Source organism: Microbacterium oxydans (assembly GCF_026559675.1).
Classification (GTDB): domain Bacteria; phylum Actinomycetota; class Actinomycetes; order Actinomycetales; family Microbacteriaceae; genus Microbacterium; species Microbacterium oxydans_D.
This window is the reverse complement of record NZ_CP092891.1, coordinates 2,775,916-2,791,287: the sequence shown is the minus strand read 5'-3', so window position 1 is coordinate 2,791,287 and position 15,372 is coordinate 2,775,916. Positions and strand designations below refer to the sequence as shown.

General features: G+C 70.3%; 12 protein-coding genes. 11 read left to right on the top strand and 1 reads right to left on the bottom strand.

What is annotated here, in order from left to right:
- The first annotated feature begins 35 nt into the window (after positions 1-35).
- From MME74_RS13470 to MME74_RS13420, 11 genes are all read left to right on the top strand, one after another.
- Complete coding sequence (locus MME74_RS13470) at positions 36-827, top strand: HAD family hydrolase (protein ID WP_267415565.1); 792 nt, start codon at positions 36-38, stop codon at positions 825-827.
- The gene (locus MME74_RS13465; RefSeq protein WP_267415564.1) at positions 824-3,331 is read left to right on the top strand and encodes a glycoside hydrolase family 65 protein; all 2,508 of its coding nucleotides are present in this window, start codon (positions 824-826) and stop codon (positions 3,329-3,331) included. The genes MME74_RS13470 and MME74_RS13465 overlap by 4 nt, the downstream gene beginning before the upstream one ends.
- 45 nt (positions 3,332-3,376) lie before the next feature.
- Positions 3,377-5,668 carry a DNA polymerase III subunit gamma and tau gene (locus tag MME74_RS13460; RefSeq protein ID WP_267415563.1) on the top strand — a complete coding sequence of 764 codons (2,292 nt, stop codon included), beginning with the start codon at positions 3,377-3,379 and terminating at the stop codon, positions 5,666-5,668.
- Entirely contained in the window at positions 5,668-6,261 is a 594-nt protein-coding gene (gene recR / locus MME74_RS13455; RefSeq protein WP_267415562.1) for a recombination mediator RecR, read from the top strand. Before MME74_RS13460 ends, recR begins: the two co-directional genes overlap by 1 nt.
- Entirely contained in the window at positions 6,258-7,175 is a 918-nt protein-coding gene (locus MME74_RS13450; protein ID WP_267415561.1) for a DMT family transporter, read from the top strand. The genes recR and MME74_RS13450 overlap by 4 nt, the downstream gene beginning before the upstream one ends.
- A gap of 360 nt (positions 7,176-7,535) precedes the next feature.
- Positions 7,536-8,816 carry an aspartate kinase gene (locus MME74_RS13445; protein WP_029258718.1) on the top strand — a complete coding sequence of 427 codons (1,281 nt, stop codon included), beginning with the start codon at positions 7,536-7,538 and terminating at the stop codon, positions 8,814-8,816.
- 180 nt (positions 8,817-8,996) lie between these two features.
- A complete protein-coding gene (locus MME74_RS13440) occupies positions 8,997-10,067 on the top strand; it encodes an aspartate-semialdehyde dehydrogenase (protein ID WP_267415559.1) in 1,071 nt (356 codons plus the stop codon).
- Positions 10,068-10,131: 64 nt separating this feature from the next.
- On the top strand, positions 10,132-11,604 hold the full coding sequence (locus MME74_RS13435) for a malate:quinone oxidoreductase (RefSeq protein ID WP_416383320.1): 1,473 nt from the start codon (positions 10,132-10,134) through the stop codon (positions 11,602-11,604).
- 9 nt (positions 11,605-11,613) lie between these two features.
- Positions 11,614-12,267: a thymidine kinase gene (locus MME74_RS13430; RefSeq protein WP_267415558.1), complete on the top strand. Its 654-nt coding sequence runs from the start codon at positions 11,614-11,616 to the stop codon at positions 12,265-12,267.
- Positions 12,268-12,460: 193 nt separating this feature from the next.
- Positions 12,461-13,183 carry a FadR/GntR family transcriptional regulator gene (locus tag MME74_RS13425; protein ID WP_267415557.1) on the top strand — a complete coding sequence of 241 codons (723 nt, stop codon included), beginning with the start codon at positions 12,461-12,463 and terminating at the stop codon, positions 13,181-13,183.
- Between the two features lie 10 nt (positions 13,184-13,193).
- Entirely contained in the window at positions 13,194-14,453 is a 1,260-nt protein-coding gene (locus MME74_RS13420; RefSeq protein ID WP_267415556.1) for an alpha-hydroxy acid oxidase, read from the top strand.
- Positions 14,454-14,495: 42 nt separating this feature from the next.
- Here MME74_RS13420 and MME74_RS13415 read toward each other — a convergent pair whose 3' ends face one another.
- A complete protein-coding gene (locus tag MME74_RS13415) occupies positions 14,496-15,338 on the bottom strand; it encodes a DUF1295 domain-containing protein (protein WP_267415555.1) in 843 nt (280 codons plus the stop codon).
- Positions 15,339-15,372: the final 34 nt, after the last annotated feature.

Genomic DNA, 15,372 nt, shown 5'->3' with positions numbered 1-15,372 from the left:
GCCGGCCCGACGATCGACCTTCTCCTGGAGGCACTGTGCCAGAAGCACTGCCCGACCTGTTCCACGCCGACGGCGTGCTCTTCGACCTCGACGGCGTGCTCACACCGACCGCCGAGGTGCACATGCGCGCCTGGAAGACCGTGTTCGACGACGTCTTCGCCCGCTGGGACATCACTCCGCCGTACACCGACGCGGACTACTACGACTACGTCGACGGCAAGAAGCGCTACGACGGCGTCGCGAGCCTGCTGCGCAGCCGCAACGTCGAGGTGCCCTGGGGCGAGGTCGACGACGACCCGTCCGCCGAGACCATCTGCGGCATCGGCAACCGCAAGAACGCCGCGTTCGCCGCCTCGCTCCGCGGGACGGGCATCGCGCCGTATCCCGGATCGCTCGCCCTGGTCGAGAGCCTGCATGCCGCCGGCATCCCGCTCGGCGTGGTCTCGAGCTCCAAGAACGCCGAAGAGGTGCTGGGCGCCGCCGGCATCCGCTCGTACTTCCGGATCGTGGTGGACGGCGTCGTGGCCGAGCGCGACGGTCTCGCCTCCAAGCCCGCCGCCGACATGTTCGCCGCCGGTGCCGTCGCCCTCGGGGTGGACCCCGCGCGGTCCGTCGCCGTGGAGGACGCCACCTCCGGCGCCGCATCCGCCGCCGCCGCCGGTTATGCGACCGTGGTGGGCGTCGACCGTGGCACGGGTGCCGACGCCCTGCGTGCCGCCGGCGCGACCGTCGTGGTCGACGACCTCGCCGTCTTCCTTCCTCCTTCCCGCACCGACACCCCGGAGACCGCATGCGACGTACTGAGCGACCGGAGGGAGTCGAAGTGATCGACCGCGACCGTTTCCCCGTCGACCCGTGGCGCCTGATCGACACGCACTACTCGGAGGAGGGCGTCGGCGAGACGCTGTTCTCCGTCGGCAACGGCTACCTGGGCCTGCGCGGCAACCACATCGAGGGTCGCGGCGCGCAGGAGCACGGCACCTTCATCAACGGGCTGCACGAGACCTGGCCGATCCGCCACGCCGAGCAGGCCTACGGGTTCGCCGAGGTCGGGCAGACCATCGTCAACGCTCCGGACGCGAAGGTCATGCGCGTCTACGTCGACGACGAGCCCATCTCGCTCGATGACGCCGACATCCGCGAGTACCGGCGCACGCTCGACCTGCGCACGGGTGTGCTGGAGCGCCACGTCGTGTGGGAGACCCCGTCCGGCAAGCGCGTGCGCATGCGCGATGAGCGCATCGTGAGCTTCGAGGAGCGCCATCTCGCGGTCCTCCGCCTCGAGGTCGTGGTGGAGAATGCCGACGCCCCGGTCACGATCAGCTGCCAGCTGCTCAACCGTCAGGACGGCGCGGGCGTCTACGCCGGCACCCCGATCGGGACGAAGGCCGCCGCCTTCGACCCCCGGAAGGCCGAGAAGATCGCCGACCGCGTCCTGGAACCGGCCGAGCACTGGCAGGACGGCATGCGCTCCGCGCTGTCGTACCGCGTCGCCGACTCGGGTATGACGGTCGCCGTGGTCGCCGATCACATCGTCGAGACCGAGAACGAGTACAACGCCCGCACCCTCGTGGAGCCGGACATCGCGAAGAACGTGTTCCGCGTGCAGGCGAAGGCCGGGGTGCCGATCACGGTCACGAAGCTCGTGAGCTATCACACCTCGCGCGGCGTGCCGCCGCGCGAGCTCGTCGACCGCTGCCGCCGGTCGCTCGACCGCGCCGCGCAGGAGGGCGTCGAGACCGTGTTCCTGCGTCAGCGGGAGTGGCTCGACGCGTTCTGGGAGCGCAGCGATGTGCGGATCGGCGAGCGCGACGACCTGCAGCAGGCCACGCGCTGGTGCCTGTTCCAACTCGCGCAGGCCTCGGCGCGCGCCGACGGCGCAGGAGTCCCGGCCAAGGGCGTCTCCGGTTCCGGCTACAGCGGCCACTACTTCTGGGACACCGAGATCTACGTGCTCCCGTTCCTGACCTACACGACGCCGCGGTGGGCGTACAACGCGCTGCGGGCGCGGGTGAAGATGCTGCCCGCCGCGCGTCGCCGCGCCGCACAGCTCAACGAGGCCGGGGCGCTCTTCCCCTGGCGCTCGATCAACGGCGAGGAGGCCTCGGCGTACTACGCGGCCGGGACCGCGCAGTACCACATCAACGCCGACATCAGCTTCGCGCTGGGCAAGTACGTCCGGGCGACGGGGGACGAGGAGTTCCTGCGGCGCGAGGGTGCCGACATCGCGATCGAGACCGCGCGGCTGTGGGCGACCCTCGGGTTCTGGCGCGCCGCGCGCCTCGTCGGGGAGACGGGTGCCGGCGACGGGATCGAGACCTTCCACATCCACGGTGTGACGGGGCCGGACGAGTACACGACGGTCGTGAACGACAACCTCTACACGAACGTCATGGCGCGCTACAACCTCCGCTACGCGGCGAAGATCGTGCGCGAGATCAAGGAGAGCTACCCCGACGACTACGTCAAGCTGGTCGACCGCACGGGCCTCGGCCCCGGCGAGGCCGAGGCGTGGGATCGGGCGGCGGAGGCGATGTACATCCCGTACAGCGAGGGCCTCGGCATCCACCCTCAGGATTCGCTCTTCCTGGAGCGCGAGGTCTGGGATCTCGCGAACACCCCGGCCGAGCAGCGACCGCTGCTGCTGCACTTCCACCCGCTGGTGATCTACCGGTTCCAGGTGCTCAAGCAGGCCGACGTCGTACTCGCGCTGTTCCTCCAGGGCAATCACTTCACCCCGGAGGAGAAGAAGGCCGACTTCGACTACTACGACCCGCTGACCACCGGCGACTCGACGCTGTCGGCGGTCGTGCAGTCGATCCTCGCCGCCGAGGTGGGGTACCAGGACCTCGCGCAGAAGTACTTCGAGCAGTCGCTGTTCGTCGACCTGCACGATCTGCACCACAACGCGGCCGACGGCGTGCACGTCGCGTCTGCCGGCGGCGTGTGGACCGCTCTGGTGTGCGGCTTCGGCGGCATGCGCGACTACGCGGGCGATCTCAGCTTCGACCCGCGTCTGCCCTCGGCCTGGCCGTCGCTGTCGTTCCCGCTGCAGTGGCAGGGGTCCGATCTGTACGTGACGGTCACGAAGGAGGAGCTGCGCGTGCAGGTGCGCAGCGGACCCCCGGTCCCGTTCAGCGTGCGCGAGACCGCGTACATCGCCACCACTGACGACGAGGTCGTCGTGCCGCTCGCCGATCAGGGCCCCCTGATCCCCGGGCGCCCGACGCTGCGCCAGTTCGCCGACGCCCGCCGCGAGGACGGAACGCGGATGTCCGCCTCCGTCCCGGTGATCACGACGACGATCCCGGTGATCGAGACCCTCGACTGACGCTCGGGCCCGCCGAAGGTCGGTGGCACGCCGTAGGCTGGTGAGGTGACCACAGCCCTCTACCGCCGCTACCGACCCGAGACGTTCGGCGAGATGATCGGGCAGTCCCAGGTGACCGATCCGCTCATGACGGCGCTGCGCGGAGACCGGGTCGGCCACGCCTACCTGTTCTCCGGTCCTCGCGGGTGCGGGAAGACCACGTCCGCGCGCATCCTGGCGCGCTGCCTGAACTGCGCCGAGGGACCGACCGACGTGCCCTGCGGCGTCTGCCCGAGCTGCGTCGAGCTCTCGCGCGCGGGTGGCGGCTCGCTCGACGTGGTCGAGATCGACGCGGCGAGCCACAACGGCGTCGACGACGCGCGCGACCTGCGCGAGCGGGCGACGTTCGCCCCCAGCCGCGACCGGTACAAGATCTTCATCCTCGACGAGGCGCACATGGTGACGCCGCAGGGCTTCAACGCGCTGCTCAAGCTCGTCGAAGAGCCGCCGGAGCACGTCAAGTTCATCTTCGCGACCACCGAGCCCGAGAAGGTCCTCGGCACGATCCGCTCGCGCACGCACCACTACCCGTTCCGGCTCGTGCCGCCCGCCGCGATGCTCGAGTACGTCGCCAAGCTGTGCGCCGAGGAGGGCGTGATCGTCGAGCAGGGCGTGCTCCCGCTCGTCGTCCGCGCCGGCGGTGGCTCCCCGCGAGACACGCTGTCGCTGCTCGACCAGCTGATCGCCGGATCCGACGCGCCCGCCGGCTCCGAGACGGTCACGGTCGGCTACGCCCGCGCCGTGTCCCTGCTCGGGTACACGCACGCGGCTCTCCTCGACGAGATCGTCGATGCGCTCGCCGCGGGAGACGCGGCAGCCGCCTTCCCCGCGATCGACCGCGTGGTGCAGACCGGTCAGGACCCGCGCCGCTTCGTCGACGACCTGCTCGAGCGTCTGCGCGACCTCATCGTGATCGCCGCCGTCGGCGCCGGTGCCTCGGCGGTGCTGCGCGGGATCGCCGAAGACGACCTGGAGCGCATGCGCGCCCAAGCCACGGCCTTCGGCTCGGCGCGACTCTCGCGCACGGCCGATGTGGTCAGCGCCGCCCTCGACGACATGTCGGGCGCGACATCGCCGCGCCTGCACCTCGAGCTCATGGTGGCCCGCGTGCTCGCCGGCGCGACCGATGCCGCACCGGCCGTGCCGGTACCCGCGGCCGAGCGCGCCGCCGCTCCGGCGCGCGCCTCCGCACCGGTCGCGCCCGCCCCGACCGTGTCGGCTCCGGCGCCCGCGACGCCTGCTCCCGCCGCGCCTGCTCCCGCCGCGCCTGCTCCTGCAGCTGCGGTGCCTACGGCTTCCGCACCCGTCGAGCAGAGCACGGTCGCCGAGCCGGCTGCGGGTGTCAGCACCGCTCCGGAGCCCGCCGCGCCGGAGCCCACGCGCGCAGAACCCGTCTCCGCAGAACCCGCCGCTGCAGAGCCCGCTGCTGAACCCGCAGAGCCGGCCGCCCCGCAGGGGCCGGTCACGTTCGAGCGCATCCGCTCGTCCTGGCCCGCCGTGCTCACCCGGCTCGAGGACATCAGCCGCACCTCCTGGCTGCTCGCCACGGCCGTGCAGCCGCTGGCCTACGTGACCGACACCGAGGTCCTGACGCTCGGATTCACGAGCCAGCACGACGTCGCGAAGTTCAAGGGAACGACCCCGGGGTCCGGCCCGTCCGACCACCTGCGCTCCGCGATCGAGCAGGAACTCGGCGTCCGGGTGAAGTACCTGCCCGCGCCCATGCCCGCCGGCGGTGCGCCGCGACAGCCCGCAGCATCCGGGCCCTCGGCGCCCGCCGACTCCGCTCCCGCATCGGAGCCTGCGTCAGCGAGGCCCTCCCGTCCGCAGGTCCATGGTGCCGCCGCCTCCGCGGTGACGGAATGGGCCGTGGCGCCGATCCCCACGACACGGGAGGAGCCGCAGGGCAGTCCGCCCGCCCCCTCGGCACCGCTCCCGGTCGACGACGAACCCGAAGAGGTCGAGGCCGCGGCGTCCGCCCCGGTGCCGCCGTCCGACGGTGCGGTCGATCGTGACGAGCCGCCGCTGCCCGGCGACGACGAGGCACCCGCGTACGACGAGGAGCCGCCCTACGATCCGTCGTACGAGCCGCCCGTGTCCCGTCAGGCCCCGCCCGAGCGCGCCGCGCGACCGGCACCGCAGGCGCAGCAGCGCGCGGCGGCCGCCGCGCCGGTCGTCATCGAGCGCGCCCCCACGGTCGGGGGAGTGCAGCGCTACGGTGAGGCCGTGATCCGCCAGGTGCTCGGCGCGACGTTCCTTCGCGAAGAGCCCTACGAGCCCCCGACGAGGTTCAACTGATGTACGACGGCATCGTTCAGGAGCTGATCGACGAGTTCGGTCGGCTCCCCGGCATCGGCCCGAAGTCCGCCCAGCGGATCGCGTTCCACATCCTGCAGACGCCGACGTTCGACGTCGCGCGTCTCGCCGAACTGCTCGGCGAGATCCGCACCCGCGTGCGGTTCTGCGAGATCTGCGGCAACGTGGCCGAGCAGGAGCGGTGCGCCATCTGCCGCGATCCGCGCCGCAGCCAGGCCTTGATCTGCGTGGTCGAGGATGCGAAGGACGTCGCTGCCATCGAGCGCACGAGGGAGTTCCGCGGGCTCTACCACGTGCTCGGCGGCGCCATCAGCCCGATCGCGGGCATCGGGCCGGACGATCTCCGCATCGCCCAGCTCATGACGCGTCTCGCCGACGGCACGGTGCAGGAGGTCATCCTCGCCACCAACCCCAACCTCGAGGGCGAGGCGACGGCCAGCTACCTCAGCAGGCTGCTCACGACCATGCAGATCACGGTGTCCCGGCTCGCCTCCGGGCTGCCCGTCGGCGGCGACCTCGAATACGCCGACGAGGTCACCCTCGGTCGCGCCTTCGAGGGCCGGCGCATCCTGTGAACGCGAGCGGCGGCTTCTCGCGTCGCGGCTGGTTGCTCTTCGGAGCCATGGCGCTGCTGTGGGGCGTGCCGTATCTGTTCATCAGCGTCGCGGTCGAATCCATCTCGCCGCCCGCGATCGTGGCAGGGCGCACCCTCATCGCGGCGCTGCTGCTGCTGCCGTTCGCCATCCGGAGCGGAGCGCTGCGTGCGGCGCTGAAGCACTGGCCGTGGGTGCTCGCCTTCGGTGCGGTCGAGATGGCCGGTCCGTTCCTGCTGCTCGGCCACGCCGAGATGACGCTGCCCTCCGGCATGACCGGGCTGCTCGTCGCCACGGTGCCGCTGTTCGCGGCGCTGATCGCCCTCGGCGGCGGTGACCGCGGCGTGCTCCGTCCCGCCCGGGGCATCGGACTCCTCGTCGGCTTCATCGGCGTCGCGGTCGTGGTCGCGGGGCCCGGACTCTTCGGCGGCGAGGTGAGCCTGCTCGCGGCGGGGGAGGTGCTCCTGGTCGCCGTCCTCTATGCGACCGCGCCGTTCATCGTCGCGCGCAAGCTGAACGATGTGCCGTCGCTCGGCACGATCACGCTCTCGCTGCTGATGATCGGGATCTTCTACCTCCCCATCGGTCTGCTGACGCAGCACGAGGTCCCCACGCTGCCGTCGCTCGGCGCTCTGCTCGCCCTCGCCGTGATCTGCACCGCGGTGGCGTTCCTCGCGTTCTTCGCCCTCATCCGCGAGGTCGGCCCGGTGCGCGCCCCGCTGTTCACCTACGTGAACCCGGTGGTCGCGATCATCCTCGGGGCGATCGTGCTCGCGGAGCCGCTGACCCCCGGCCTGCTGCTCGGCTTCCCGCTGATCATCGTCGGATGCTGGTTCGCCGCGACGGGCGGCCGGCTCCGCCCGGTCTCTCCCCAGGCCCTCCCTCCCTCCCTCTGACCCGCCCGCCCCGCCCCGCCCCGCCCGCCTTTTCGCCGAGTGCACGGCTTCTCGTCGAGTGCACGGCTTCTCCGCGTGAAGTTCCCGTGCACTCGGCGAGTTCGCGTGTACTCGGCGCTCCCGCCCGCGCCCCGCGCACCGCGCCCTGCGCGCACCCCGCCCCCGCGCCTCTTCACCGAGTGCACGGCTTGCTGTCGAGCGCACGGCCAATCCGCGCGAACGTGTCGTGCACTCGTCGAGGTCCCGTGCACTCGGCGATCCGCCCGCGCACCACCCCCCCCCGACACATGCGCAACGGAGCATACGCGCCGATCGTAGAATGAGCGTGGGCGGATCCGCCCGACATCCCAGGGAGTGATCGTGGCCCTCATCGTGCAGAAGTACGGCGGCTCGTCCGTCGCCGACGCAGAGAGCATCAAGCGCGTCGCCAAGCGCATCGTCGACACGCGTCGTGCAGGCCACGACGTGGTCGTCGCCGTGAGCGCGATGGGCGACACCACCGACGAGCTGCTCGACCTCGCTAACGAGGTCGCGCCGATTCCCGCACCCCGCGAGCTCGACATGCTCCTCTCCAGCGGAGAGCGCATCTCGATGGCACTGCTGGCGATGGCGATCCACTCGATGGGCTTCGAGGCGCGCTCGTTCACGGGCAGCCAGGCCGGCATGATCACGGACTCGCAGCACGGTGCGGCTCGCATCGTCGACGTCACCCCGGTCCGTCTGCGCGAAGCTCTCGACGAGGGCGCGATCGTGATCGTCGCCGGGTTCCAGGGCTTCAACCGGGACACCCGCGACATCACCACGCTCGGCCGCGGCGGCTCGGACACCACGGCCGTCGCCCTCGCTGCGGCGCTCGACGCCGACGTGTGCGAGATCTACAGCGACGTGGACGGCATCTTCACCGCCGACCCGCGCGTGATCCCGAAGGCGCAGAAGCTCGACCACGTCTCCAGCGAGGAGATGCTCGAGCTCGCCGCCAACGGCGCCAAGGTGCTCTACATCCGCGCCGTCGAGTACGCACGCCGTCACGGCGTCCTCATTCACGCTCGGTCGACCTTCTCGTCGGCCGAGGGCACGTACGTTCTGGGCGAGGGAATGAAGAACCCTCGCGAAGCCGAGGGAGCAGTCATGGAAGAACCGATCGTCGCCGGGGTCGCCACCGACTTCAGCCAGGCCAAGATCACGGTCGCCGGCGTGCCCGACGTCCCGGGCAAGGCGGCCGAGATCTTCAAGATCGTCGCGAAGTCCGGCGCCAACGTCGACATGATCGTGCAGAACGTGTCGGCCACCGGCCGCACCGACATCTCCTTCACCGTGCCCAAGGCGGATGCCGCGGCTGCCCTCAAGGCCCTGGCCGGCGAGCAGACCGAGGTCGGGTTCCAGAACCTGATCCACGACGACCAGATCGGCAAGCTGTCGGTCGTCGGAGCGGGCATGCGCACGCACTCCGGCGTGTCCGCGACGCTCTTCGAGGCGCTGTCGGCCGGCGGCATCAACATCGAGATGATCTCGACCTCCGAGATCCGCATCTCCGTGGTGCTCCGCGACACCGACCTGACCGAGGCGGCACGCACCGTGCACACCGCCTACGGGCTCGACGGCGACGCCGAGGCCACGGTCCACGCCGGCACCGGCCGCTGATCTCGGCCAATCCTCTGCGCTTTCCTGCCGTGTGGGCAGGAGTGCGGAACCTCGCGGCGGCTCCCCGTCGCACCACGGTAGACTCGCCGAAACCCTGACACCGGCGCCAGGCGCAGCATCAGCACCCCGACGCCGCGCCCGAAGCCTCGTACGCAGTACCGCACGACGCCAAGGAACATCATGACCCGCATCTCCGAATCAGGACTCTCCGTCGCCATCGTCGGCGCCACCGGCCAGGTGGGCACCGTGATGCGCGAGATTCTCGCCGAGCGGTCGTTCCCGATCCGCGACCTGCGTCTGTTCTCGTCTGCGCGCTCCGCCGGCACCGCGATCGAGTTCGGCGGCGCGACGGTCATCGTCGAAGACGTCGAGACGGCGGATGCCTCGGGCATCGACATCGCCCTGTTCTCCGCCGGGGCCACCGCGAGCCGCGCCTACGCGCCGCGCTTCGCCGCAGCGGGCGCCGTCGTCGTCGACAACTCGAGTGCCTGGCGCATGGACCCCGAGGTCCCGCTCGTGGTCAGCGAGGTCAACCCGCACGCGATCGACGAGCGCCCCAAGGGCATCATCGCGAACCCGAACTGCACCACCATGGCCGCGATGCCGGTCCTGAAGGCCCTGCACGCCGAGGCCGGCCTCGAGCGCCTCATCGTGTCCACGTACCAGGCCGTCTCCGGTTCCGGTCTCGCCGGCGCCCAGGAGCTCCTCGGCCAGGTCGAGGGCGTGCTCGCCCAGGGCGACACCCTCCGCCTCGTGCACGACGGCTCCGCGGTCGACTTCCCCGAGCCCGAGAAGTACATCGCGCCGATCGCCTTCGACGTGATCCCGTTCGCCGGCAACCTCGTCGACGACGGCGACAACGAGACCGACGAGGAGAAGAAGCTCCGCAACGAGAGCCGCAAGATCCTCGAGCTCCCGGGTCTGCGCGTCGCGGGCACCTGCGTGCGCGTCCCCGTCTTCACCGGACACTCGCTCTCGATCAACGTGGAGTTCGCCCGCGACATCACGCCCGAGCGGGCGCGCGAGGTGCTGAGCACGGCCCCGGGCGTCGTGCTCGACGAGGTCCCCACGCCGCTGCAGGCCGCCGGCAAGGACCCGAGCTTCGTCGGCCGCATCCGCGCCGACCAGTCCGCTCCCGAGGGCAAGGGCCTCGTGCTGTTCCTCAGCAACGACAACCTTCGCAAGGGCGCGGCGCTGAATGCCGTCCAGATCGCCGAGGTGCTCGCCGAGCGTCTCACCCCGGTGAGCTGAGACCCGCATCCGCGCACGCCGTCGCATGGTCTGCGACGGCGTGCCCGCGAACTAGACTGGTTCGGTGACTGAAAACGTCGATGTCGTCCTGATCGGCGGTGGCATCATGAGCGCCACCCTGGGTACACTCCTGCACGAGCTGCAGCCCGAGTGGAAGATCGTCGCCTTCGAGCGACTCTCCGACGTGGCTCAGGAGAGCTCCAACCCGTGGAACAACGCGGGCACGGGGCACGCCGCCCTGTGCGAGCTGAACTACATGCCGCAGCAGGGCGATGCGCCGCTCGACCCCGCCAAGGCCGTGTCGATCAACGAGCAGTTCCAGCAGAGCCGCCAGTTCTGGTCGTCGCTGGTGGACAAGGGCGTGCTCGACGTCCCCTCGACGTTCATCAACGCGACCCCGCACATGACGTTCGTGCGCGGCGAGAAGGATGTCGCCTACCTCAAGAACCGCTACGAGGTGCTCAAGGAGCAGCCGCTGTTCGCGGGCATCGAGTACAGCGAGGACTCCCGCGTCATCAACAAGTGGGCCCCGCTGCTCATGCAGCAGCGCCGCAAGGGCGAGCCGTTCGCCGCGACCCGCGTCCCCGCGGGCACGGACGTCGACTTCGGCGCCCTGACCCATCAGCTTTTCGACCACCTCACCGACTCCGGCGTCACGCTGCGCACCAACCACGAGGTCCGCAGCCTGAAGAAGCAGAAGGACGGCACTTGGCTGGTCAAGTACCGCAACAGCCTCGGCCACACGCCGAACGAGGTGCGTGCGCGCTTCGTGTTCGTCGGCGCCGGCGGCTGGGCGCTCAAGCTGCTGCAGAAGTCGGGCATCCCCGAGATCAAGGGGTACGGCGTCTTCCCGATCGGCGGGCAGTTCCTCAAGACCTCCGACCCGAAGATCGTCTCGCAGCACAAGGCCAAGGTGTACTCGCAGGCCTCCGTCGGTGCTCCGCCGATGTCCGTCCCGCACCTAGACACGCGCGTCGTCGACGGCGAGGCCTCGCTCATGTTCGGCCCGTTCGCCACGTTCAGCCCGAAGTTCCTGAAGAACGGCTCGATGCTCGACATCGTGTCGCAGGTGCGCGCGCACAACCTGCTGCCGATGCTGCAGGTCGCGGTGAAGAACCCCGACCTCATCACGTACCTCGTCAGCGAGCTGCTGAAGAACCACGCCAAGAAGGTCGACAGTCTGCGCACGTTCATGCCCACCGCGAAGGATGAGGACTGGACGCTCATCGACGCCGGTCAGCGTGCTCAGGTGATGAAGAAGGACCCGAAGAAGGGTGGCATCCTCCAGTTCGGCACCGAGGTCGTCGCCTCGGCCGACGGATCGATCGCCGGTCTCCTGGGAGCTTCCCCCGGCGCCTCGACCGCCGTCCCGATCATGCTCGACCTCCTGAAGAAGTGCTTCCCGGCGGAGTACCCGGGCTGGGAGTCCGAGCTGCGCGCGCTGATCCCGACGTTCGGCGAGAAGCTCAACGAGGATGCGGCGCTCGCGGAGAAGTCCACGGAGGCCACCGCCGCCACCCTCGGCATCAACGTCTGAGGCCGCACCGTGGCGAAGCTCTACTTCCGCTACGGCGCGATGAACTCCGGCAAGTCGACGGCTCTGCTGCAGGCCGCGTACAACTACGAGGAGCGCGGTCAGCACGTCCTGCTCGCCAAGCCCGCGATCGACACCAAGGGCGCGTCGGAGATCGAGAGTCGACTCGGCGTCACCCGCCAGGTCGACTTCCTCATCGCTCCGGACGACGATGCGCGTGTCCTCTTCGCCGAGCATCGGGAGCGCATGCAGCACGCGTCCGATGACGAGCTGCTCCCCGGCGGCCCGACCGACGTCGCCTGCCTGCTGATCGACGAGGCGCAGTTCCTCACCCCGAGCCAGGTCGACGATCTCTTCCGCATCGCGGTGGAGGACGGCATCCCGGTGATGGCCTACGGCATCCGCAACGACTTCCTCACCCACGCGTTCCCCGGATCCGCGCGCCTCCTCGCGATCGCGCACTCGCTGGAGGAGCTCAAGACGATCTGCCGGTGCGGACGGAAGGCCGTGTTCAACGGTCGGGTCGTCGGCGGACGGTTCGTCTTCGACGGCGACCAGGTGGCGATCGACGAGGGGGCGATCGGATCGGCGTCGCCCGAGCTGACGACCTACGAGTCGCTCTGCGGCACCTGCTACCTCGAGGAGTCCGGCGGACGCCTGGGCTGAGAGGTTTCGTCTCGTCGCGGCGCCCGCGCTCGACGACCGGGTCGTGGGCGTTTTCTGGTGCGACGGCTCGTCGCCGCGCGCCGGCGTACCCAGCCCGGTCGTCGAGCGAGCGAAGCGGGACGAAACATCGTCACTCCTGTTTTGCGTGGTCTGACCACACGGAGTAACCTGTGGTCAGACCACAGGAGGATCGATGGCGGAGCAGCCGGCACGTGCATGGCGACTCGTGCTCGAGCACATCGAGCGCGATCTCCTCGACGGCCGTCTGGGCCCGGGGGATCGCCTGCCGTCGGAGCGTGATCTCGCGACCGACCTCGGCGTGGGGCGCTCCAGCGTGCGGGAGGCGTTCCGGGTGCTCGAGGTCATGGGGCTCATCCGCACCGCGACCGGCTCCGGCCCGCAGTCCGGGGCCATCGTCATCGCCACGCCCACCGGTGGTATGTCGGCACTGCTCCGGCTCCAGGTGGCGGCGCAGGGGTTCCCGCTGGACGATGTGGTGCGCACCCGTCTGGTCCTCGAAGACGCGGTCGTCGCCGCGCTGGCCGGTGCATCCGACCGCGACACGGCTCGCGCCCGCGAACTGCTCGAGGCGATGGACGCTCCCGGTCTCGCGCCGTCGGAGTTCCTGGCGCTCGACGCCCAGCTGCACCTCTCGCTCGCGGAGGCCAGCGGCAACACGGTCATCGCCGCGATGATGGCCGGACTGCGCTCCTCGATCGAGTCCTACGTGCAGGCGGGGGTCGCCGTGATCCCGGACTGGGAGTCGATGGCCGCTCGTCTCCGTGCCGAGCACCGCGCGCTGGTCGCCGCGATCGAGGCCGGGGATGTCGATGCGGCCCGCGCCCGGGTGCACTCCCACATCACCGGCTACTACACGTCCACGGGGCTCACCCGTGACATCCCCTCCCCGAACTGAGAGGCACATCATGGTGCAGCGCCAGCTCCCCAATCCCGTCGAGCTCCTCGAGCTCATGAAGTTCAAGAAGCCCGAGCTCGACGGACGCAAGCGCCGCCTCGACGCCGCGCTCACGATCGACGACCTGCGCCTGATCGCCAAGCGCCGCACGCCGAAGGCCGCCTTCGATTACACCGACGGCGCCGCCGAGGGGGAGCTGTCCCTCACCCGCGCACGCCAGGCGTTCCAGGATGTGGAGTTCCACCCCGGCATCCTGCGTCCGGCGCCGACCGTCGACACGAGCGTCGAGATCCTCGGAGGGCCGTCCGCCCTGCCGTTCGGCATCGCCCCCACCGGGTTCACGCGTCTGATGCAGACCGAGGGGGAGACCGCGGGCGCCGGAGCCGCGGCAGCCGCCGGCATCCCGTTCACCCTCTCGACGCTCGGCACCACCTCGATCGAGGGCGTGAAGGCCGCCAACCCGCACGGACGCAACTGGTTCCAGCTCTACGTCATGCGCGATCGCGAGATCTCCTACGAGCTCACCCGTCGCGCGGCGGCCGCGGGCTTCGACACCCTGCAGTTCACGGTGGACACCCCCGTCGCGGGCGCGCGTCTGCGGGACAAGCGCAACGGATTCAGCATCCCGCCGCAGCTCACCCTCGGCACCATCATCAACGCGATCCCGCGTCCGTGGTGGTGGTTCGACTTCCTCACCACGCCCAAGCTCGAGTTCGCATCGCTGAGCACCACCGGCGGCACGGTGGGAGAGCTGCTGGATGCGGCGATGGACCCCACGATCAGCTACGACGACCTCGAGGTCATCCGCGGCCTGTGGCCCGGCAAGATCGTCATCAAGGGCGTCCAGAACGTCGAGGACTCGGTGCGTCTGCGCGACGCCGGCGTGGACGGCATCGTGCTCTCGAACCACGGCGGACGTCAGCTCGACCGGGCACCGATCCCCTTCCACCTGCTGCCCGAGGTGCGTCGAGCGGTCGGCGACGACTTCACGGTGATGATCGACACCGGCATCATGAACGGTGCCGACATCGTCGCCGCCGTGGCGCTGGGAGCGGACTTCACCCTGATCGGGCGCGCCTACCTCTACGGCCTGATGGCCGGGGGACGCCAGGGCGTCGACCGCACGATCGCGATCCTGCGCAGCGAGATCGAGCGCACCATGCGTCTGCTCGGGGTGGCCTCGCTCGCCGAGCTCGAGCCGGGACACGTGACCCAGCTCACGCGCCTGGTGCCCGTGTCGCGCGCGGCCGCCGAGGCCCGCACGCGCTGAGCACGCCCGCTGCGCCCGTGCCGGACGGCGCCCCGCCCGCGGTCAGGACTGCGGGGCCACGGCACGGGTGCGCGGCGGCCAGGGGATCAGCATGGACGTCGTGCGCCGGTACTCGGCATAGGCCGGGTACTTCGACGCGGTGATCGACTCCGTGAAGATCGTCGAGCCGATGAACAGCACGGTCAGCAGCGCCGGGCCGATGATGGTCGGATTCAGCACGCCGCCGATCACCCCGGCGCCTCCGGCCACCGCGGCGGTGGCGCCGAGCGCGTAGAACGCCCACCACTGCGCCTGCTCGAAGAAGAAGTTCGGGTGGCGGCTGTAGCGGAACAGGCCGGTGGTCGCGAAGCCGGGTGCGAGAGTGCCACCGGCTTTCTTCTTGCGCTGGTGGAATACCCACTGCTGCTGGTCGGCGATGGTCTCGCCCAACAGGAAGGCCAGGAACACCGCCACGAACAGCGCATCCCATCCGGTGAGCGCGGAGGGGTTCTGCGCGGCGATCAGCGCCGGCAGGGTGATCAGCACCAGCAGCGTCATCTGATAGCCGACGATGAACAGCACGTTGAAGATCTGGAACTGCCACGGCCGCATCCGCTTCCGCAGGATCGCCCACCGGTAGTCCTCCATGCCGGTGTAGCCGCCCTTGCGCGCGAAGTTGAAGGTCAGCCGGGCTCCCCAAGCGGTCGCGAGCACTCCCATCAGCACCACGCGGACGGATCCGTCACCGTTCGCGAAGGCGCCGGCGACGAAGATCCAGACGTAGGCCACCGGGACGATCGACCAGGCGCGGTCGACCCAGGAGGTGTCGCGGGTGATCAGAGAGAGGACCCAGCACGCGGCGCTGGCGACCGCGGCGACGGTGATGACGATCAGGAGGGCATCCATGATGCCATGCTAGGGCCCCGCGGCGACATGGCGC

Excerpts from the sequence above, each read along its gene's own strand:
- MME74_RS13425 (WP_267415557.1), top strand. The coding sequence starts at position 12,461 with ATGGCGGAGCAGCCGGCACGTGCATGGCGACTCGTGCTCGAGCACATC.
- MME74_RS13440 (WP_267415559.1), top strand. The coding sequence starts at position 8,997 with ATGACCCGCATCTCCGAATCAGGACTCTCCGTCGCCATCGTCGGCGCC.
- MME74_RS13415 (WP_267415555.1), bottom strand. The coding sequence starts at position 15,338 with ATGGATGCCCTCCTGATCGTCATCACCGTCGCCGCGGTCGCCAGCGCC.
- MME74_RS13420 (WP_267415556.1), top strand. The coding sequence starts at position 13,194 with ATGGTGCAGCGCCAGCTCCCCAATCCCGTCGAGCTCCTCGAGCTCATG.
- recR (WP_267415562.1), top strand. The coding sequence starts at position 5,668 with ATGTACGACGGCATCGTTCAGGAGCTGATCGACGAGTTCGGTCGGCTC.